The sequence below is a fragment of the Methylobacterium dankookense genome, from assembly GCF_902141855.1.
GTDB lineage: Bacteria > Pseudomonadota > Alphaproteobacteria > Rhizobiales > Beijerinckiaceae > Methylobacterium > Methylobacterium dankookense.
Window position 1 is genome coordinate 82,737 of the sequence record NZ_CABFVH010000003.1, and the last position, 19,862, is coordinate 102,598.

The window sequence follows — 19,862 nt, forward strand, 5'->3', positions numbered from 1 at the left end:
CATCGTCACGCGTCCGGTTTACGCATCCAGTTCGATCGGGGGGATGGGAGGTGATCATGCAGATCATCCGTCATCCGCGAGCCGACGACAGCTTCACGGCACTTCTGGCCCTCGCGCTGTCGTTCATCGGTATCCTGCTCTCGTTGGCCGCATTCGAGCGTGTTTACGAGGCTCAGACACGCGAAATCGAATCGACCATCGACCGTCTTCGATCGGCCTCCTGACCGGTCGAAGCCGTCACGCAACGATGGCGACACCCTCGAGACGGGCAACCATCCCGCGCGAGGCGAGAACATCCGGTCTTTCGTCATGGGAGAATCGACGAACGCGACTTCCGAACGCGGAGGCGGGCATGTGGCTGATGCTTCGATACATGAGGGCGTGGCGGCTGACGCGCAGCGCCTGCCGGGAACTGCGGCGTCTCAGCGACCGCGAATTGGAGGATATCGGCCTCAATCCCTGCGAGGTGATCTCCCGCAGGATCCGCTCCTGAGGCGCTGACGGTCACTCGATCACCGTGTCGGCACTTATCGCGAGCGTCGCGGGCACGTTGACGCCGAGCTTGGCCGCCGACTGGAGGTTGATGAACAGCTCGACCTTGGTGACGAGTTGGACCGGCAGGTCGCCGGGCTTCTCGCCCGCAAGGATCCGGCCGGTATAGAGGCCGGCATAGCGGTGCGACTGCTCGAAATCGCCGCCATAGCTCATCAGCCCGCCGGCCGTGGCGAAGTCGCGCGTCTGGGTGATCGCGGGGATGCGATAGCGCAGCCCCAGGGTCGCGAGCATCTGGCTGCGGGTGGCGAAATAGGGATCCGACGTGAAGACGAGCCCGGCCCAGCGGCGCCGCTGCTCGGGCATGAACGCCGCCTCGAGCTCCGCCTCGGTGCTGGCCTGGATGATCTGGAGCGTGACGCCGAGGGAATCGGCGGCCTCGTGCAAATTCTTGAGCTGCGAGGCCGCGGTCGGGCTGGTCGGGTTGACGACGACCGCCATGCGGCCGGCGCCGGGGAGCACCTCGTGCAGGAATTCCAGCCGCTTGCGCGAGACCTCGACGCTCAGGCTCGATATGCCCGTGAGGTTGCCGCCGGGACGCGACAGGCTGTCCACCACCCCGAGCGCGACCGGATCGCCGCCCATCTCGAAGACGACCGGGATCGTCGTGGTGGCGGCCTTCGCCGCGAGCGCCACCGGGGCGCCTCCGGGCGTCGCCAGCACCGAGACCTGCCGGGCGACGAGGTCGGCGGCGAGGGCGGGAAGCCGGTCGTACGCCCCTTCCGCCCAGCGATAGGCGATGGTGACGTTGCGGTCCTCCTCGTAGCCGGCCTCGGCCAGCCCCTTCCGGAAGGCGATCAGGCGGCTGGCATAGGGGCCGGGCGATTCGAGGCCGAGATAGCCGATGACGGGTCTGGCGCCCGGCTGCGCGCGGACCGGGCGCGCCCAGGCCGCCGCGCCGAGCAACAGGATGATCTCGCGCCGCCTCATCTCGCGCAGCCCCTGGGATCCGCATCGTCCGATCGGGATCTCGGCACGGGACAGGAATTCAGGCTCGACGACCGCGCATCATCGCGGCGGAGCCCGAATGTCCGGCCCGACGATGATCAGCATAGCGGCGCGCCTCTTCGGAACCAATCCGTCCCGAATCGGAATCCGGCATCGCGCCATGCCGAGGGCGAAGATGCTTGCGCAGCTGGGACCGATCTGAGGATCTCCCGCCAAGACCTGAGCGTGCGCAATTCTTGAGATCTCGAAAGCCCGTTCTTGTCCCGCATTCGACGACATCGGACATCGAAGGCCCATGAGCTTGCCCCGGCAGATCCAGCCATGACGCGGGACTTTTCGCATGCCATAGTCCGGCCGACCTCCCGAAGGGCGTCGAGGCCATCCATGAGGCGGCGCGAGATCCCCTGCCTGCCACGCGGCGCACGGCCCTGCGCCGCAGGCGGCCCGGACCGGCCCGCCCGGCCATGAGCGGCCGGCCCAGCCGCTCGCTCCTGCGCAAGTATTTCCTCGCGCTGTTCGCGGCGGTGGTCGTGCCGCTCCTCGGGAACGGCGCCATGGAGGCCTGGTTCGGCTACCGGGACCAGCGCGCCCAGCTGGACGTGCTGCTGGAGGCCGAGGCACACGCCGCCGCCTCCCGGATCCGCAGCTTCATCGACAACATTCGCGACCAGCTCGGCTGGATGGTCCAGATCCCGCCGGCCCCGGGCGCCGAGGAGCAGTCGCGGCTCGATGCCCTGCGGCTCCTGCGCCAGGTCCCGGCCGTCGTGAGCCTCACGGTTCTCGACGGGGCCGGACGGGAGCGTCTGCGCGTCTCGCGCGTCGGCCTCAACCAGGTCGGCAGCGACATCGACCGCTCCGCCGAGGCCGCCGTGGTCGGGGCCCGGGCCGCCCGGGTCTGGTACGGGCCGGTGACGTATTTCCGCGGCTCGGAGCCGTTCATGACGATCGCCCTGGCCGGCAATCGCGCCGCCGCCGGGATCGTGGTCGCCGAGATCAACCTCAAGCTGATCTGGGAGGTCGTCTCGGCCATCCGGGTGGGCGAGACCGGGCAGGCCTTCGTGCTCGACGCGCAGGGGCGCCTGATCGCGCATCCGGACATCAGCCTCGTGCTGCGCGGCGGCGATTCCGTCGCGGCGCGCCCGCTCCTGACGCTCCGCGACGCCATCCGGGCCGGCGGCGGCTCGGCCATCGGCCAGGACGCCGCCGGCGCCACGATCATCGGCGCCATGGCCTCGGTCCCCGGCGTGAACTGGAGCGTCATCGTCCATCAGCCCGTGCTGGAGGCGTTCGGGCCGATCTACCGCGCGCTCTGGCGCACTATCGCCCTGCTCGTCCTCGGCACCGCCTTCGCGGGGCTGCTCGCCTACTGGCTGGCGCGCCGCATGATCGGCCCCATCCGGCAGCTCGAGCACGGCACCGAGCAGATCGGCGCGGGGCATTTCGACCACCGCATCGCGATCGCCTCGACGGACGAGCTGGGCCGGCTGGCCCGGCGCTTCAACGCCATGGCGGCCGAGCTCGCCCTCTCGAAGGAGCGCCAGGAGCGCATCGCGCGCCTCCGGCGCTTCCTCGCCCCCCAGGTCGCGGAGCTGATCGATTCGGCGGGGGACGACAGCGTCCTCGAAGGCCGGCGGGTCGAGGTGGCGGTGATCTTCGGCGATCTGCGCGGCTTCACCGCCTTCTCGGCGAAGACGCCGCCGGACGAGATCATGCAGGTCCTGGCCGAATATTTCGATGCGCTCGGACGTGTCATCACAGCCCACGGCGCCACGCTGACGAACTTCGCCGGCGACGGGCTGATGGTGCTGGTCAATGCGCCGGTCGCCTGCCCCGACCCCGGGGGGACCGCCATCCGGCTCGCCACCGACATGCAGGCGGTCGTCCGCTGCCTCGTGTCGGACTGGCGCGCCCGGGGATACACGATCGGCTTCGGGGTCGGCGCCGCGATGGGGACGGCGACCGTCGGGCGGATCGGATACGAGAACCGGTTCGACTACACGGCGATCGGCCCGGTGGTGAACCTCGCCGCGCGGCTCTGCTCGGCCGCGGAGAACGAGCAGATCCTGATCGACGGGGCCCTCGCCGCCGCGATCCGGGACCATGCCGGCCTCGTGGCCCTCGGCTCGCGCGCCGTGAAGGGGCTCGATGCCGAGGTGGCGGTCTTCGGAATCGTCCCCAGGAATCCGGCCCCGGTGGCATCCGGCCCCGGCGAGTCAGAGACGTTTCCGCCCGGACCCGATCCGATCGCGGAAATTCAGGCCGCTTCGAGGGCCGGGGTCGCGTAAGGCCGTTCGATGTCCTCCGGCGCGGCGGCTCCGGAGCCGAGGGGCCCGGCATGGAGGCTCGCCACCAGGGCGGCGATCTCGTCGGGGAAGGCCGGCTCGCCCTCGATGCCGAAGGCGAGGTCGAGGAGCGGGGCGAGGCCGTTCAGGAGGGCCTGGGCCGGCCGGGGCTCGGCCCCGGATCGATCGGCATCCGCGCACCGAGGGCTCGGGCCGAGGGCGGGGCGCGCGCGAGAGGGCATGGGATCCTGATCGGTGACCTGCGCTCGGCCGGCCCGAGGTTCGGGCGCCCATCCCTGCGAGGCCCGCCAAGCTAGGCCGGCCCAGTTGAACGGCACCTGAAAACCGCTGGCAGGGTCCGGTTCAGAAATCGCCGGCGCGGGCGCGGTAACGCATCGTTAACCATGAGGCGGCGAGGGTCCGGCGGTTCGGAGATCCCGCCATGACTCGACGCAGCCGCCGCGATTTCGGAGCCCTGACCGAGGCCCAGATCCGGGCGAAGCGGATCGATCCGCGCCGGGTCGACGCGTCCAGCCTGTTGCGCACGCCCGAGCCGAAGCGGATGGTGGACCTGCTCGACGCGATCCAGCAGGTCGAGGAAGCCGCCAAGGGCGAGCGCAGCTTCCTGCACCGGCGCGGCTGAGCCCACGCGCCGCGGGCCCTCGAACCGCTCCGGCGACAGGTTCCGAAACGTCGATTTCTTCGCTCGCGATCACGAATGGTCTATGCCGCGCCGCGAACTCTGCCTATCGATGCAGGCGGGTTGACGAGGGCTGATTCGCGCGGATGTCGCTGGCTTCAATTCTGGATATCAGACCCGGAACCACGGGAGAGCAGATTCAATCGATCCTCCGATCCGTCCGCAGGCATCTGGCGATGGATGTCGGCTTCGTGTCGGAATTCTTGAACGGCAACCGGGTGTTCCGCTTCTCCGACAGCGAGACGTACAGCAATCCCGTGGTCGTCGGCGCCTCCGATCCGCTGGACAAGAGCTTCTGCTACTATATCGCCCGCGGGCTGATGCCGGAGATCATGCACGATGCGCGCGAGAATCCGGTCGCCGCGCAGCTTCCCGTGACGGACGCGCTTCCCGTCGGCGCGCATCTCAGCGTTCCCCTGCGCTACGACGACGGGACGCCGTTCGGCACCCTGTGCTGCTTCAGCTTCACGCCCGACCGGACCCTGACGACGCGCGACCTCGGCGTGCTGCGCCTCTGCGCCGACGTCGTCTCGGCCGCCATGCAGAAGGACCGCTCGGCCGCCCTCGACCTGGAGGCGCGGCGCAGCCGCATCGAGCAGGTGATCGCGGCGGGCGACCTCGACATGGTGTTCCAGCCCCTCTACCGGGTGGCCGACGCGCAGTTGATCGGGTTCGAGGCCCTGTCCCGCTTCCGGCCCGAGCCGCGCCGGCCGCCGGATACGTGGTTCGCCGAGGCCGAGGCGGTGGGCCTCGGCGAGGAGCTGAAATTCCTGGCCGTCGAGCGGGCGCTCACGGCCTTCTCCAGGCTCGATCCCACCCTCCGGCTCACGCTCAACCTCTCGCCCGGCGCCATCCTCGGGCCGCGCTTCGCCAGCGCGATCACGGAGGCCCTGCTCCACCGCGTCGTCATCGAGCTGACCGAGCACGCGGAGGTCCCCTCCTACGAGGCGCTGCGCTCGGCCCTGGCGCCCGCGCGGGCGAAGGGCCTGCGCCTCGCCATCGACGATGTGGGGGCCGGCCACGCCACCTTTCGGCACGTGCTCGATCTCGCGCCCGAGATGATCAAGCTCGACCGCAGCCTGGTCCACGGCATCCACACGGACAACGCACGGCGCGCGCTCGCCGAGGCCCTGACGATGTACGGGCGGCGGATCGGCTGCGAGGTCGTGGCCGAGGGCATCGAGACCGCCGACGACTACGCGATCCTGCAGGATATCGGCGTCACCCGCGCCCAGGGCTACCTGCTCGGCCGCCCCCTGCCCCTCGCCGAGGCCGCCGCCCTCCCACTCCGGCACGGCACGCTGGCGGCCCGCGCCTAGGCGCGGGGGCCCAACGCCCTCCGGTCGAGTCGTTCGCGGACGCGGTCCGGACTGGACGCGGGTCCCCTCTCCCGAACGGGAGAGGGAGCGCCGCGCGCCTCGCCCGCAAGGCCGCGCTTCGCCAAAGGACGCCGAACCGAGCGCCTATGCCCCAGGGCCCCCGAGGATCCTGATGGGATCCTTATAAGATCGCGGTCCTCTCCCTCTCGAACGCTAACGCGGTTCGGGCCGACAATCCGGCCCGGCCGAGGAGGGCGCGCGCGGCGCGTCCGGTCCCGGCCGAACGGACACGGACGCACCATGCTCGACATCGTCTTCCTCGCCGGCGGCCTCGCCTTCTTCGGCCTGTCGGCCGGCTACGCCGCCCTCTGCGAGCGCCTCTGAGCGCGGTCGCCATGATCCTCGACCTCGCCCTCGGCGCCCTCGTGACGGCCGGACTCCTCGCCTACCTCATCGTCGCCCTCGTCCGCCCCGAGCGGTTCTGAGCGGCGGGCAGACCCCATCCCGGACCCCATCCCATGACCCTCAACGGCTGGATCCAGATCGCGCTGTTCTGCGCGGTCGTGCTGGCGCTCGTGAAGCCGCTCGGCCTCTACATGACCCGCGTCTTCACCGGCGCGCGCACCCCCCTCTCGCCCGTGCTCGGCCCCGTCGAGCGCGGGCTCTACCGGGCGGCCGGCATCGATGCGGGCCACGAGCAGAGCTGGCTCGGCTACGGGCTCGCCATGCTCGCCTTCCACGCGCTCGGCTTCGTGCTGCTCTACGCGGTGCTGCGCCTGCAGGCTCTGCTGCCCCTCAACCCGATGGAGCAGGCGGCGGTGGCGCCCGACCTCGCCTTCAACACGGCGGCGAGCTTCGTCACCAACACCAACTGGCAGAACTACGGCGGCGAGAGCACGCTCTCCTACCTGTCGCAGATGCTCGGGCTGACCCACCAGAACTTCCTCTCGGCGGCCACCGGCATCGCGCTCGCCGTCGCGCTGATCCGCGGCTTTTCCCGCGCCTCGGCGCGGACGGTCGGCTCGTTCTGGGTCGACCTGACCCGCTGCACCCTCTACGTGCTGCTGCCGCTCTGCGCCGTGCTGACCCTGTTCTACGTCGCGCAGGGCATGCCGCAGACGCTGTCGCCGTATGTCGAGGCGACGACGCTGGAGGGCGCGAAGCAGACCATCGCGGTCGGCCCGGTGGCGAGCCAGGTCGCGATCAAGATGCTCGGCACCAATGGCGGCGGCTTCTTCAACGCCAACGCCGCGCATCCCTTCGAGAACCCGACCGCGCTGGCGAACTTCGTGCAGATCGTCACGATCTTCGCGCTCGGCGCCGCGCTCACCAACGTCTTCGGCCGCATGGTCGGCGACGAGCGGCAGGGCTGGGCGATCCTCGCGGCGATGATGCTGCTGTTCGTGGCCGGCGCCGCCGTGACCTACGGGGCCGAGGCCGCGGGCAGCCCCGTGCTGAACGGGCTCGGGCTCACGGGCGGCAACATGGAGGGCAAGGAGGTCCGCTTCGGCATCATCGCCTCGGCGCTCTTCGCGGTGGTGACGACGGCCGCCTCCTGCGGCGCGGTCAACGCCATGCACGACTCGTTCACGGCGCTCGGCGGCCTCGTGCCGATGCTCAACATGCAGCTCGGCGAGATCATCGTCGGCGGCGTCGGGGCGGGCCTCTACGGCATGCTGGTCTTCGTCGTGGTGGCGATCTTCGTGGCCGGGCTGATGGTCGGGCGCACGCCGGAATATCTCGGCAAGAAGATCGAGGCGCGCGAGGTGAAGATGGCCATGCTCGCCGTCCTCTGCCTGCCGCTGATGATGCTGGGGCTCACGGCGCTCGCGACCGTGCTGCCGGCGGGCCTCGCCGGCCCCGCCAATGCCGGCCCGCACGGCTTCTCGGAGATCCTCTACGCCTTCACCTCGGCGGCGGCCAATAACGGCTCGGCCTTCGGCGGGCTCACCGGCAACACCCTGTTCTACAACGTGACCCTGGCGCTCGGCATGCTGGTCGGCCGCTTCTTCGTGATCCTCCCGGCGCTCGCCATCGCCGGCTCGCTCGCGGCCAAGAAGCGGGTCCCGGCCTCTTCCGGCACTTTCCCCACCGATGGCGGGCTGTTCGTCGGGCTGCTCGTCGGCGTCATCCTGATCGTCGGCGGCCTCACCTTCTTCCCGTCGCTGGCGCTCGGCCCCGTGGTCGAGCACCTCGCCGGCGCGGCGGGCCAGACCTTCGCGACGGGGGGCTGAGATGCCGCGCGCCCTCGACCTCCGCCGCTCCCGGCACCTGCTCGCCCAGGCGCCGCTCCGCCACCGCGCGCACGGGCCCGAGCCGCGGCCGGTGCGCACCTCCGACCTCGTGCTGGCCCTCCTCTCGGTGGTGATGCTCGGCGGCCTCGCCCTCGCGGCGGCCTTCGCGCTGACCGCCGGCACGGCCGCGCCCTAGAGCATTTTCCGCGGAAGCGGTCGCCGGTTCCGCGAAAGAAAATGCGGCACGATCAATCGGTTAGAGGATTTTCTGTGATCCAGGGATCATGGGAGATCCTCTAGCGCTCTTGAGCCGAATGCCGAGGACCCGGGCGTCGGCCCCGGGTCCCCTCGCCTCCCCTTCCGGACACCCAGATCCATGTCCCGCAAGACCGCATCCCTGTTCAGCGCCGCCCTCGTCGGGCCGGCCCTCATCGGCTCCGTCAGGAAGCTCGATCCGCGCGCCATGATCCGCAACCCGGTCATGTTCGTGGTCGAGGTCGTGGCGGCGCTCACGACCGTCCTGTTCCTCCGCGACCTCGCCGCGGGAGGAAGCGACCTGTTCTTCTCGGGCCAGATCATCCTCTGGCTCTGGTTCACCCTGCTCTTCGCGAACTTCGCCGAGGCGCTGGCCGAGGGCCGCGGCAAGGCCCAGGCCGAGTCGCTGCGCCGCACCCGCACCGAGATGACGGCCAAGCGCCTCACCGGCGAGGGCGGCAGCTACCGGACCGTGCCGGGCACGAGCCTCAAGGTCGGCGACCTCGTCCTCGTCGAGGCGGGCGACCTGATCCCCTCGGACGGCGAGGTGGTCGCGGGCGTGGCCTCGGTCAACGAGGCGGCGATCACCGGCGAATCCGCCCCCGTGATCCGCGAATCGGGCGGCGACCGCTCGGCGGTGACCGGCGGCACGCAGGTGCTCTCGGACGCGATCACGGTGCGCATCACCGCCGAGCCCGGCTCGACCTTCGTCGACCGCATGATCGCGCTCGTGGAGGGCGCATCGCGCAGCAAGACCCCGAACGAGATCGCGCTGAACATCCTGCTCGCCGGCCTCACCATCGTGTTCGTCTTCGCGGTGGCCTCGATCCCGAGCTTCGCGAGCTATGCCGGCGGCACGATCCCGGTGATCGTGCTGGTGGCCCTGTTCGTGACGCTGATCCCGACCACGATCGGCGCCCTGCTCTCGGCCATCGGCATCGCCGGCATGGACCGGCTGGTGCGCTTCAACGTGCTCGCCATGTCGGGCCGCGCCGTCGAGGCGGCGGGCGACGTGGACACGCTGCTCCTCGACAAGACCGGCACGATCACGCTGGGCAACCGGCAGGCCACCGAGTTCCGCCCCGTGCGCGGCGTCTCCGAGCGGGATCTCGCCGACGCGGCGCAGCTCGCCTCGCTCGCCGACGAGACGCCGGAGGGCCGCTCCATCGTCGTTCTCGCGAAGGAGGCCTACGGCATCCGCGCCCGCGACATGGCCGCCCTCAACGCCACCTTCGTGCCCTTCACGGCGCAGTCGCGCATGTCCGGCGTCGATCTCGACGGCAGCGCCATCCGCAAGGGCGCGGTCGAGGCCGTGATCGCCGCCCTCTCGACGCAGCCGGCGGCGAGCCGCGGCTCGAACGCCGCCCTCGCCTTCGCCCCGGAGGCCGAGAGCGAGGCCGTGGCCGAGATCCGCGCCATCGCCGAGGAGATCGCCAAGGCCGGCGGCACTCCCCTCGCGGTCGCCCGCGACGGCCGGCTCCTCGGCGTCGTCCACCTCAAGGACATCGTGAAGGGCGGCATCCGCGAGCGCTTCGCGGAGCTGCGCCGCATGGGCATCCGCACGGTGATGATCACCGGCGACAACCCCATGACCGCGGCCGCCATCGCCGCCGAGGCCGGGGTGGACGATTTCCTCGCCCAAGCCACCCCCGAGGACAAGCTGGCGCTGATCCGCCGCGAGCAGGCGGAGGGCAAGCTGGTGGCCATGTGCGGCGACGGCACCAACGACGCGCCGGCCCTCGCCCAGGCCGATGTCGGCGTCGCCATGAATACCGGCACGGTGGCCGCGCGCGAGGCCGGCAACATGGTCGATCTCGATTCCGACCCGACGAAGCTCATCGAGATCGTCGGCATCGGCAAGCAGCTCCTGATGACCCGCGGGGCGCTGACGACCTTCTCCATCGCCAACGATGTGGCGAAGTACTTCGCGGTGCTTCCGGCGATGTTCCTCGGGCTCTACCCGCAGCTCCAGGCGCTGAACGTCATGGGGCTGGCCTCGCCCCAGAGCGCGATCCTGTCGGCGATCGTCTTCAACGCCCTCGTCATCGTCGCGCTGATCCCGCTCGCGCTGAAGGGCGTCGCCTACCGCCCGGTCGGGGCCGCCTCGCTCCTGCGCCGCAACCTCCTCGTCTACGGCCTCGGCGGCGTCCTGGTGCCCTTCCTCGGCATCAAGGCCATCGACCTCGCCGTCAGCGCCCTGCACCTCGCCTGATCACACCTGGAACCACCATGCTCACGCATCTGCGCCCCGCCCTCGTCCTCCTCGTCGCCCTGACCGGGCTGACGGGCCTCGCCTACCCGCTCGCCATGACCGGCATCGCCGGAACGGTCTTCCCGGCCAGGGCCGCCGGCAGCCTGATCGAGCGCGACGGCAAGGTCGTCGGCTCCAGCCTGATCGGGCAGAGCTTCACCGGGGCCGGCTACTTCCACGGCCGGCCCTCGGCCACCACCGCGGCGGACCCGGCCGATTCCGCCAAGACCGTGCCGGCGCCCTACAACGCGGCGAACTCCATGGGCTCGAATCTCGGGCCGACCAGCGCGGCGCTGGCCGAGCGCGTGAAGGCCGACCGCGACGCCCTGCAGGCCGAGAATCCGGGCCAGCCGGTGCCGCTCGACCTCGTCACCACGAGCGGCTCGGGGCTCGATCCCGACATCTCGCCGGAGGCCGCCCTGTTCCAGGTGCCGCGCGTCGCCCGGGCGCGCAACCTGCCCGAGGAGCGCCTGCGCGCCCTCGTGGCGGCCGCGATCCAGGGCCGGACGCTGGGCCTCCTCGGCGAGCCCCGCGTCAACGTGCTGGGGCTGAACCTCGCGCTGGACGATCTCGCCCGGCGCTGAGCGCGCCGACAATGCCAGACCCCGATGAACGCGACGCATCGCAATCTGCCCGCGCGACGGCGCGGCGGCGGTCGTCCGCCGGGCGCGTCGATCCCGACCAAAGGTCGGGATCGACGCACTTTGGTATAGGATCGCGCATGCCCGAGACCGGCCGCGCCCCGAACCGCCCCTCGCCCGACGCGCTGCTCGATGCAGCGCGCCGGGAGGCGCGCACGCGCGGCCGGCTCAAGGTCTTCCTCGGCGCGGCGCCGGGCGTCGGCAAGACCTACGAGATGCTCACCATCGGGCGCGCCCGGCTGAAGGCCGGCGCCGACGTGGTGGTCGGCGTGGTCGAGACCCATGGCCGGGCCGAGACCGAGGCCCTGCTCGACGGCTTCGCGGTGATCCCGCGGCGCAGCGTGCCCTATCACGGCACGGTGCTGGAGGAGATGGACCTCGACGCGCTGCTGGCGCGCCGGCCCGAGATCGCGCTGGTGGACGAACTCGCCCACACCAACGCGCCGGGCTCGCGCCACCCCAAGCGCTACCAGGACGTGGAGGAGCTGCTCGATGCCGGCATCGACGTGCTCACCACGCTCAACATCCAGCACGTGGAGAGCCTGAACGACGTCGTCGCCGCGATCACCCGCATCCGCGTGCGCGAGACGGTGCCCGACGGCGTGCTCGACCGGGCCGACGACATCGAGGTGATCGACCTCAACCCCGACGACCTGATCCAGCGCCTGAAGGACGGCAAGGTCTACGTGCCGGACAATGCCGAGCGGGCGCTGAAGCACTACTTCTCCCGCGGCAACCTCACCGCCTTGCGCGAGTTGGCGCTGCGGCGCACCGCCGACCGGGTGGACGACGAGCTCCTCAGCCACATGCGGGCGAACGCCATCGCCGGGCCCTGGGCGGCCGGCGAGCGGGTGCTGGTCTGCGTCAACGAGGATCCGCGCTCGGCCGGCCTCGTGCGCTACGCCAAGCGCCTCGCCGACCGCCTGCACGCGCCCTGGACCGCGCTCTCCATCGAGGGCGCGCGCTCGGCCGCCTTCAGCGAGGCGCAGCGCGACCGCATCGCCGAGGCGCTGCGCCTCGCCGACCGGCTCGGGGGCGACGCCGTCACCCTGCCGGGCGGGCGGCGCATCGCCGACGACATCCTGGCCTATGCGCGCTCGGCCAACGTCAACCACATCGTGGTCGGCAAGGCGGCACGGTCCTGGGCCTTCGAGCTGGTCAACGGCTCGGTGGTGCACGACCTCGTGCGCCGCAGCGGCACGATCGGCGTGCACGTGGTGCCCGGCGAGGCGCCCCCCGCGGAGAGCCCGGCGCGGCGCGCCGTCGCCACTGCCGCGCCGCGCCGGACGCGCGACGGCCGGCCCTATCTCGTGGCGCTGCTCGCCACCGCCACGGGCCTCGGCGCGGCGCTGCTGCTCCAGCCCTATGCCGGCGTCGAGAATGCCGACCTGTTCCTGCTCACCGCCGTGGTCGGCGTCGCCGTGCGCTGGGGGCTCGGGCCCTCACTCGTCGCGGTGGTGGCGGCCTCGCTCGCCTACAACTTCTTCTTCCTGCCGCCGGTCTACACCTTCACCATCGCCGACCCGACCAACGTCGCCGCCTTCCTGCTCTTCACCCTGGTCGCCGTGCTGGTCTCGAACCTCGCCGCGCGGGCGCGCTCGGTGGCGGTGATCGCGCAGGGGCGCGCCAAGGCGACGGAGCGGCTGTTCGGCTTCTCGCGCAAGCTCGCGGGCTGCGGCACCCTCGACGACGTGCTCTGGGCCACCTCCGCGCAGGTGGCGGCCATGCTGGGGGTGCGCGTCGTGCTGCTCCTGCCCGAGGGCAAGGCCGTCACCGTGCGGGCCGGCTACCCGCCGGAGGACATGCTGGACGAGGCCGACCTCGCCGCCGCGCAATGGGCTTTCGACAACGACCGCCCGGCCGGGCGCGGCGCCGACACCCTGCCGGGGGCGCGGCGCCTGTTCCTGCCGATGCGCACCGGGCGCGGCACCATCGGCGTGATCGGCCTCGACCGCGACGGGACCGGGCCGATCCTGACGCCGGAGGGACGGCGCCTGCTCGACGCCCTCGCCGACATGGGCGCCCTCGCCATCGAGCGGGTCCGCCTCGTGGAGGATCTCGACCGGGCCGAGCGCGAAGCCGAGACCGACCGGCTGGCCCGGGCGCTGCTGACCTCGATCAGCCACGACCTGCGCACGCCGCTCGCCTCGGTACTCGGCGCGGCGAGCACCCTGCGCGACCTCGACGCCGACCTGCCCAAGGAGGCCAAGGCCGAACTCGTCGCCACCATCATCGCGGAATCGGAACGGCTCAACCGCTTCATCGCCAACCTCCTCGACATGACGCGGCTGGAGGCGGGCGCCGTCGCGCCGAACCTCCTGGCCCAGGACGTCGCCGAGACCGTCGACACGGCGCTCCGCCGCACCGAGGCGGTGCTCGCCGGCCACCGGGTGCGCGTCGCGGTGGAGCCGGACCTGCCGACGCTGCGGCTCGATCCGGTCCTGTTCGAGCAGGTGCTGGTCAACCTGCTCGACAACGCCGCCAAATATGCGCCGGAGGGCACCACGGTCACGGTCCGGGCGCGCCGCGAGGGGGCCAGCGTCCGCATCGCCGTGCTCGACGAGGGCGACGGGCTGCCCGAGGCGGATGTGGAGCGGGTGTTCGACAAGTTCTACCGGGCCCGCAAGGGCGACCGGGTCCGGGCCGGCACGGGGCTCGGGCTCGCCATCGCCCGCGGCTTCGTCGAGGCGATGGGCGGCACCGTCACGGCGGCCAACCGGCGCGACCGCGGCGGGGCCTGCTTCCTCGTCACCCTGCCGGTCCCCGCCCGGACCACGCCGAAGGACATCGCCGCATGAGGCGCCGCATGAGGCCGAGGTCATGAGCCCGACCGTCCTCGTCGTCGACGACGAGCCGCCCATCCGCAAGCTCCTGCGCATGGGCCTGTCCACGCAGGGCTACGCCATCCTGGAGGCGCCGGACGCGCGCAGCGCCCTCGAGGTCCTGGGCCGGACCCGCGCGGACCTCGTCATCCTCGATCTCGGCCTGCCCGACATGCGCGGCCACGACCTGCTCCGCGCCATCCGCGCCAGCCATCCCGACCTGCCGGTGGTGGTGCTGTCGAGCCGCGACGACGAGGGCGGCAAGGTCGAGGCGCTCGATCTCGGCGCGGACGACTACGTCACCAAGCCCTTCGGCATGGCCGAGCTGCTCGCCCGCCTGCGCGCGGCGCTGCGCCACCAGCTCGCGGTGCGCGGTGAGCGCCCGGTCTTCCGGATCGACGGGCTCTCGGTCGATCTCGTGCGGCGCATCGTGCGGGTGGGCGAGGCCGAGGTGAAGCTGACCCCGCGCGAATACGATTTCCTGCGGGTGCTGGTGCTGCATGCCGGCAAGGTGCTGACCCATTCCCAATTGATGCAGCAGGTCTCGACCTCCTCCGACCCGCAATACCTGCGCGTCTACATGCGCCAGCTCCGGCAGAAGCTCGAAGTCGATCCCGAGCGCCCGCGCATCCTCCTGACCGAGACCGGCATCGGCTACCGCCTCCGCGCGCCGGACGACGAGCCGCGCCCCGTCCCGGCCGGCGATCCGGCGGGACGCTGATGCCGGACCGGCCCGAACCGCCGCGCGGGGTCCGCCCTGCCCGATTCGCCCGCTGGATCGCCTATGCGGTGGTGCTGGCCACCGCCCTCTGGCTGGCGGCGCATCTGCGCTGAGCCCCCCTTGTCGCCATCCGGCGCGGTGCAGATCCGCACCTGGGAAAATCAGTCTAAATTGCATGCTATCGCTGTCTCATCCCGCATTTGGGGTATGGATCCAGCGGTAATTCAGTCTCCCTGGCATACGACATCATGCGATGATTGGGCCCGCCTGTAACAGGACGTGCGGGAGGGCAATTGAGGCGGTGTCCGCACGATTTAACGTTGATCGCAGCGGAGACATGAAAGATCTGGCGCGGTGCCGGAGCCTCCGCGGAACCGAGTAGCCGCCGCACCGCGCATGTCATGCTGGGAGGGGGTCATGAGTGACGCTGATACCGTGCCCGTTTGGGCGCGCCGCCGGTTCGAGCGCCTGGTCGGCCGCGGCCTTCCCGCCGCGCTCGCGCGCCGCATCGTGCTGCCGACCAAGCGGCTGCCGGTCGACGAGATCCCCGAGGCTCCGAGCAACCTGATCCGGTTCCCGGTCCTGGCCTACTCGTCCGACGCGGTCTGACCGGCCCGACATCCGGCCATCGCCGACGAGGCCGGGCGGCGGGGGGCCTGGAACGCTCCCCGCCGAGGTGAACCGAATCCTGAGCTTTTACCGGGCGGGAACTGCCGGGCTCAGGGTGACGCCGGACGTGCCCGGAGCCCCCGTGCTCGGCGTGCCGCCGACCCCGGCCGTGGGCGGGGAGACGAGCGGCACGGTCCCCGTGGTCGCCGCCGATTCCTCGAGCGTCGGGGCGACCGTTCGGGGCCCCTCGACCACGCCGACGGCCGGCGGGACGGGATCCAGCACCACCGGGCCGCCGGCCCGGGCCGGCGCGTCCTGCGCCAGCGCACCCCCGGCAAGTGCTGCGGTGAAGACTGCTGCCAGTGCGATCGTCGCGCGTCCCATCTCTTCGTCCTCTCTATTCGAGTCGGACGGTAACGAGCGACGTGGGACGAAGTTCGTGTTGGGGCTCAGGGGCCTGGCCCAAAGGGGCATGCCGGCGATCGACGCCAGCGCGCCCGCAGGACCCGTCACCCGGCGAGCCGGAACGCGTTGCCGGCCCGGGTGGCCGGGTGGATCAGGAAATCCATGATCAGCTTCACCCGGACGAGGTCGCGCGTCTCGGCATGGGTGATGAGCCAGTAGGACCGGACGAGGCGCACGGTGCCCGTGACCTGCCGGCAGGCCTCGTCGAGATGGGAGCGCATGGCGATCGCCATGCGCTCCATGCGCTCGGCATCCGCCAGCAGCCGCTCGCCCGCCGCGGTGAGGACGAAGCCGCTCGGCCGCCGGTCGAACAGGCGCGCGCCGAACGCGGCCTCTAGGCCCGACAGGCGCCGGCTCAGGGTCGAGTGGTCGATCCCCAGGCGCTGCGCCGCCACGGTGAGGCGCCCCATCCTCGCGATCCCGCTCGCGGGCGTCGTCGGCAGCCCGGTCTCGGGGCTGATCCTGGAGCATTTCGACGGCTCCACGATCATGAAGGGCTGGCAATGGCTGTTCCTGCTGGAGGCGGTGCCCTCGCTCGTCGCCGGCATCGCGGTGCTGTGGTGATGGTCGACCGGCCGGAGCAGGCGCGCTGGCTCAGCGACCGGGAGAAGGCCGAGGTGACGGCGGATCTCCGCCGCGAGGACGGCGACAAGGTGGTCCACACCTCGTCCCGGCAGTTCCTGCGCGACGTCAACATCTGGAAGCTCTGCGCCGTCTACTTCATGACGATCATCGGCCTCTACGGGATCAGCTTCTGGCTCCCCTCGGTGGTGAAGAATTCCGGCATCGCCAGCGTCGAGCTATCGGCTGGATCTCGGCCATCCCCTACCTCGTCGCCGTGCCCACCCTCATCCTCACCGGCATCAACGCCGACCGCACCCGCCGGCGCCGGCTGCACTTCACGGTCACCCTGGCGGTCGGCGCCGCCGGGCTCGCGCTCAGCGGCTATGTCGGCCAGAACCCGGTCGCGGCGGTGATCTGGCTCAGCGTCGGCACGGCGGGCATGCTCTCCGCGCTCTCGCTGTCCTGGGGCGTGCCCTGCACCTTCCTCGCCGGATCCTCGGCGGCGGCGGGCATCGCGACCATCAACTGCGTCGGCAACCTCGCCGGGTTCGTGTCGCCCTACATGGTCAGCTGGCTGAACGTGCTCACCGGCAATCCGGCGATCGGCCTCTACGCGGTCGCGGCCTGCATGCTGGTCGGATCCTGCCTGATCCGCCTCGTGCCGGCCTCGCTCGGGGACCGCTGATCGGATCCAGGGCCCGCCGCGCATCCCCTCTCCCGGCAAGCGGGGAGAGGGGATGCGCGCTCGGACAGGCTCAGGTTTGCGACTGCGCGATCGCCAGGATGGTGACGCCGAGGGCGATCACGGCGATGCCCAGGATCATCGTGGCGTTCACCGCCTCACCGAACAGGAGGGCGCCCCCGAGGGCCGCCCCCACCATGCCGACGCCGGCCCAGATCGCGTAGACGACGCCGATCGGCAGCATGTCCATGCTGGTCGACATCAGCCACAGGGCCGTGCCGTAGCCGAGGGCGACGATCAGGCTGGGGACCGGCCGCGTGAAGCCGTCGGCGGCCTTGAGCGCCAGCGTGGCCGAGACCTCGGCGCTGATCGACAGGGCGAGGATCAGGAACGGGTTCACGCCACCACCGCCTGCGGGAGCGCGGCGGGGGCTTGCGGCGCGCGCACGAACATCTCGAGGTCGTCGGCGAACTGGTCGACGATCGGCCCGGAATTCGCCAGGCAGGTCGCGAGATAGGCCGAGAGCGAGGGGGCCGGGGCCACGCCCTCGGCGAGCAGGCGGTCGTTCGCGAAGGTCATGTCGAGGGCGCAGAAGGCGTAATAGGCGCGGGTTGCCCGCAGCATGGTCTGCTTCAGCGGGCTGTCGAGGCCGAAGACCTCGCGGAACCGGTCGCGCAGGGCCGCCCGGTCGCTCAGGTCGAAGCTCGCCAGCGCGCGCACGCCATCGCTCGGCTCGCAGGCCTCGAAGGCGCGGTTCAATTCGCTCCAGCGGGTCACGCTCGGGCGGCCCGCCGACACATGGTAGAGGTCGTGCGCGAGATGCGGCTTGAGGAGCAGCGTCAGAAGCGCGCCGGCGGCCCAGTCCGCGGGGACGATGTCGCAATGGCTCTCGGGCGCGCAAGGGAGCAGGCGCAGCCGGTCGGCGGCGCGCACGAGCCAGAGGATGCTGGAGCTCGGCCCCGCGCCGAGCGTGCTATGCCCGACGACGATCGAGGGCCGCGCCACCACGAGGGGGAGGTCCGGAAGCTCGGCCAGCAGGGCCTCCTCGGCCGCGGCCTTCGAGGCGGTGTAGGGGACGAGATGGCGCGCGGCCGGGTCTGAGCGGCCCTCGCTGACTACCGGCCCGGCATCGGCGCCGCAGCTCATCGCCGTCCCGATATGCAGGAAGCGGCGCAGGTGCCGCATGCGTGCGGCCCGCCGCGCGAGCGCGAGGCTGCCGTCGCGGTTCGTGCGGAACAGCCGCTCGCCGCCGAAATAGGACGTGTCGGCGGCGAGATGCAGCACGTGGGTCACGTCGTCGAGACGGGGATCGTTGTCGCGGTCGGCCTGGGTGAAGTCCCCCGGCACGATCTCGACCTTGCGGGCGAGGCGCTGCGCGGTGAAGGGATCGGTGAAGCGCGCGAGGCGGCCGGCGACGCGCTGCCGGCCCTGATCTGCATTCGCGCAGCGAACCAGGCAGACCCACGCGGTGCCGTCGTCACGCTGAAGGGCTTCGTGGAGAACAGCGCCGCCGAGCAGGCCGGTGGCGCCCGTCAAAAGGATACGTGCCAAGGGTTTCTCTCCCGTCTCCGGGGAGTATACGGAGAAACAATCCGCAATATTTTGGCAAATCGTGCCTAGGTAGTACGAACGGATAGTGCCGTGTCAATTATATCACATGTATTCACGAGAACGTGATCTCGTTTTTAGGGCCGACTACACGTCTCACGCAAAGTTTTATTGACCGACCGCGAAGGTGTGAATCAGCCCGGTTCCAACGGTGACTTCGTCGAGTCTTCCGGTCCGGCGCACGATCGGGCTCGCCCCGGCGGATCCGATCATCCGGTCGTAGCGCAGATAGGCCAGGACCTGCCAGGACTCGGACCAGTCGTAGCTGACCGCGCCGGTGGCGCCGATGGAGCGCGGCCCGGCCGCGGCGCGGTAGGGCGCGAGCAGCGGGTTCAGCAGCGCCGAGCGGACGGGCACGTCGAAGGCGAGCCGCTCGGCAGCGGTGTCGCCGACGACGAGGCGCGGGCCGCCGCTCAGGGTGAAGCGGCCGAGATGGGCGACCACGTCGGCCCCGATCTTGGCCACCACGCCGTCCCGCTCGCGCAGGCCCTGCGTCACCTCGGCCCGGAGCCGGAGGACACCCTCCACCGGCCAGACCTCGGCGAACAGGCCGGCGGCCGGCGCCAGGGGCAGGCGCGGCAGGCCCATGAGGCGGCGGTCGTCCCGCGCCGAGCGCGCCTCGCGCAGGTCGAGGACCGCCCCGACCTCGAGGGGCCCCTGCCGGACGAAGGAAAAGTCGAGCCCGTCATCGGGGGACCACCAGTCCCGCGGCTCGTCCGGGCCGCGCAGCGACAGATAGGGAAAGGCCCAGACCCCGGACTTCCCCGCCCCGGGAAAGCGCGGCCCGGAGCCGAGCAGGCCGCCCACCGAGACCAGGGTGCGCGGCTCGAGCAGGACGCTGAGGTCGTCGGCGCGCGCGGAGACCGGCGCCATCGCGGCGAGCGACAGGGCTGACCCGGCCGATAGCGCGGCACGGGCCCAGCGCGCGGCCGGGCCCAGGGCGGCGCGCGCCGGTCGAACAGGCTGAGCCATGCCGCTCTTCATGTCAGGCAGATCGGTCCGAGGCCACGCGATGCCAGATCTCGACTGGCGCAAGCCAGACGTTCGGGCTCGTCGGAGATACAGCCGGAGAGGTCAAGAATATATCTCCCGGTGGAATGCTCTGTACACGGTCCCGGGCGAATTGCGAGTGGCGCCCCGGGCTGGGTTCGTTGTCCGTTCCCATCAGCGTGGCTGTTCCTGGCGCACTCGCCGCTCCGTGATAGGGGG

General features: G+C 71.4%; 22 protein-coding genes. 15 read left to right on the top strand and 7 right to left on the bottom strand.

Annotated features, from left to right (window positions below; all coding sequences use genetic code 11):
• Positions 1 to 56 precede the first annotated feature (56 nt).
• Both MTDSW087_RS29945 and MTDSW087_RS31385 read left to right on the top strand, forming a co-directional pair.
• Positions 57 to 224, top strand: coding sequence for a hypothetical protein (locus MTDSW087_RS29945; RefSeq protein ID WP_186383721.1), 168 nt, complete (start codon positions 57 to 59; stop codon positions 222 to 224).
• A 149-nt stretch (positions 225 to 373) separates the two neighbouring features.
• Positions 374 to 493, top strand: coding sequence for a YjiS-like domain-containing protein (locus MTDSW087_RS31385; RefSeq protein WP_373321901.1), 120 nt, complete (start codon positions 374 to 376; stop codon positions 491 to 493).
• Between the two features lie 11 nt (positions 494 to 504).
• On the opposite strand, the gene MTDSW087_RS03865 is transcribed toward MTDSW087_RS31385, so the two are convergent.
• Positions 505 to 1,482, bottom strand: a complete 978-nt coding sequence (locus MTDSW087_RS03865) for an ABC transporter substrate-binding protein (protein WP_144760360.1) — start codon at positions 1,480 to 1,482, stop codon at positions 505 to 507.
• Positions 1,483 to 1,964: 482 nt separating this feature from the next.
• On the opposite strand from MTDSW087_RS03865, the gene MTDSW087_RS03870 reads away from it, so the two are divergent.
• Positions 1,965 to 3,785, top strand: coding sequence for a HAMP domain-containing protein (locus MTDSW087_RS03870; protein ID WP_144760362.1), 1,821 nt, complete (start codon positions 1,965 to 1,967; stop codon positions 3,783 to 3,785).
• Here MTDSW087_RS03870 and MTDSW087_RS03875 read toward each other — a convergent pair.
• Complete coding sequence (locus MTDSW087_RS03875; RefSeq protein ID WP_144760365.1) at positions 3,755 to 4,024, bottom strand: hypothetical protein; 270 nt, start codon at positions 4,022 to 4,024, stop codon at positions 3,755 to 3,757. The genes MTDSW087_RS03870 and MTDSW087_RS03875 overlap by 31 nt on opposite strands.
• A gap of 200 nt (positions 4,025 to 4,224) precedes the next feature.
• Here MTDSW087_RS03875 and MTDSW087_RS03880 point away from each other — a divergent pair, with 200 nt between their 5' ends.
• From MTDSW087_RS03880 to MTDSW087_RS03925, 10 genes are all read left to right on the top strand, one after another.
• Positions 4,225 to 4,425 carry a hypothetical protein gene (locus MTDSW087_RS03880; RefSeq protein ID WP_144760368.1) on the top strand — a complete coding sequence of 67 codons (201 nt, stop codon included), beginning with the start codon at positions 4,225 to 4,227 and terminating at the stop codon, positions 4,423 to 4,425.
• A 143-nt stretch (positions 4,426 to 4,568) separates the two neighbouring features.
• A complete protein-coding gene (locus MTDSW087_RS03885) occupies positions 4,569 to 5,801 on the top strand; it encodes a sensor domain-containing phosphodiesterase (protein ID WP_144760371.1) in 1,233 nt (410 codons plus the stop codon).
• 395 nt (positions 5,802 to 6,196) lie between these two features.
• A complete protein-coding gene (locus MTDSW087_RS03890) occupies positions 6,197 to 6,286 on the top strand; it encodes a K(+)-transporting ATPase subunit F (protein ID WP_144760374.1) in 90 nt (29 codons plus the stop codon).
• A 33-nt stretch (positions 6,287 to 6,319) separates the two neighbouring features.
• Positions 6,320 to 8,035 (top strand): potassium-transporting ATPase subunit KdpA, encoded by a 1,716-nt coding sequence (gene kdpA, locus MTDSW087_RS03895; RefSeq protein ID WP_144760377.1) that lies wholly within the window; start codon positions 6,320 to 6,322, stop codon positions 8,033 to 8,035.
• Position 8,036: 1 nt separating this feature from the next.
• Entirely contained in the window at positions 8,037 to 8,231 is a 195-nt protein-coding gene (locus MTDSW087_RS03900; RefSeq protein ID WP_144760380.1) for a hypothetical protein, read from the top strand.
• Between the two features lie 180 nt (positions 8,232 to 8,411).
• Positions 8,412 to 10,502, top strand: a complete 2,091-nt coding sequence (gene kdpB, locus MTDSW087_RS03905; RefSeq protein ID WP_144760383.1) for a potassium-transporting ATPase subunit KdpB — start codon at positions 8,412 to 8,414, stop codon at positions 10,500 to 10,502.
• Positions 10,503 to 10,519: 17 nt separating this feature from the next.
• Positions 10,520 to 11,125 carry a K(+)-transporting ATPase subunit C gene (locus tag MTDSW087_RS03910; RefSeq protein WP_144760386.1) on the top strand — a complete coding sequence of 202 codons (606 nt, stop codon included), beginning with the start codon at positions 10,520 to 10,522 and terminating at the stop codon, positions 11,123 to 11,125.
• Between the two features lie 137 nt (positions 11,126 to 11,262).
• Positions 11,263 to 13,980 (top strand): sensor histidine kinase, encoded by a 2,718-nt coding sequence (locus MTDSW087_RS03915; RefSeq protein ID WP_144760389.1) that lies wholly within the window; start codon positions 11,263 to 11,265, stop codon positions 13,978 to 13,980.
• A gap of 22 nt (positions 13,981 to 14,002) precedes the next feature.
• Entirely contained in the window at positions 14,003 to 14,725 is a 723-nt protein-coding gene (locus MTDSW087_RS03920; RefSeq protein WP_144760392.1) for a response regulator, read from the top strand.
• A 417-nt stretch (positions 14,726 to 15,142) separates the two neighbouring features.
• Positions 15,143 to 15,334, top strand: coding sequence for a hypothetical protein (locus tag MTDSW087_RS03925; protein ID WP_144760395.1), 192 nt, complete (start codon positions 15,143 to 15,145; stop codon positions 15,332 to 15,334).
• Positions 15,335 to 15,421: 87 nt separating this feature from the next.
• Here MTDSW087_RS03925 and MTDSW087_RS03930 read toward each other — a convergent pair whose 3' ends face one another.
• Positions 15,422 to 15,718, bottom strand: a complete 297-nt coding sequence (locus MTDSW087_RS03930; protein ID WP_144760398.1) for a hypothetical protein — start codon at positions 15,716 to 15,718, stop codon at positions 15,422 to 15,424.
• Positions 15,719 to 15,843: 125 nt separating this feature from the next.
• Positions 15,844 to 16,209 (bottom strand): helix-turn-helix domain-containing protein, encoded by a 366-nt coding sequence (locus tag MTDSW087_RS03935; RefSeq protein ID WP_244948369.1) that lies wholly within the window; start codon positions 16,207 to 16,209, stop codon positions 15,844 to 15,846.
• On the opposite strand from MTDSW087_RS03935, the gene MTDSW087_RS30690 reads away from it, so the two are divergent.
• Entirely contained in the window at positions 16,196 to 16,363 is a 168-nt protein-coding gene (locus MTDSW087_RS30690; RefSeq protein ID WP_238178590.1) for a hypothetical protein, read from the top strand. The genes MTDSW087_RS03935 and MTDSW087_RS30690 overlap by 14 nt on opposite strands.
• Positions 16,364 to 16,637: 274 nt before the next feature.
• Positions 16,638 to 17,048, top strand: a complete 411-nt coding sequence (locus MTDSW087_RS03940; protein ID WP_144760401.1) for an MFS transporter — start codon at positions 16,638 to 16,640, stop codon at positions 17,046 to 17,048.
• A gap of 70 nt (positions 17,049 to 17,118) precedes the next feature.
• Here MTDSW087_RS03940 and MTDSW087_RS03945 read toward each other — a convergent pair whose 3' ends face one another.
• From MTDSW087_RS03945 to MTDSW087_RS03955, 3 genes are all read right to left on the bottom strand, one after another.
• Complete coding sequence (locus MTDSW087_RS03945; protein ID WP_144760404.1) at positions 17,119 to 17,445, bottom strand: DMT family transporter; 327 nt, start codon at positions 17,443 to 17,445, stop codon at positions 17,119 to 17,121.
• Positions 17,442 to 18,596 carry an SDR family oxidoreductase gene (locus MTDSW087_RS03950; protein ID WP_144760407.1) on the bottom strand — a complete coding sequence of 385 codons (1,155 nt, stop codon included), beginning with the start codon at positions 18,594 to 18,596 and terminating at the stop codon, positions 17,442 to 17,444. Before MTDSW087_RS03950 ends, MTDSW087_RS03945 begins: the two co-directional genes overlap by 4 nt.
• 165 nt (positions 18,597 to 18,761) lie before the next feature.
• The gene (locus tag MTDSW087_RS03955; protein ID WP_186383724.1) at positions 18,762 to 19,625 is read right to left on the bottom strand and encodes a MipA/OmpV family protein; all 864 of its coding nucleotides are present in this window, start codon (positions 19,623 to 19,625) and stop codon (positions 18,762 to 18,764) included.
• Positions 19,626 to 19,862 lie beyond the last annotated feature (237 nt).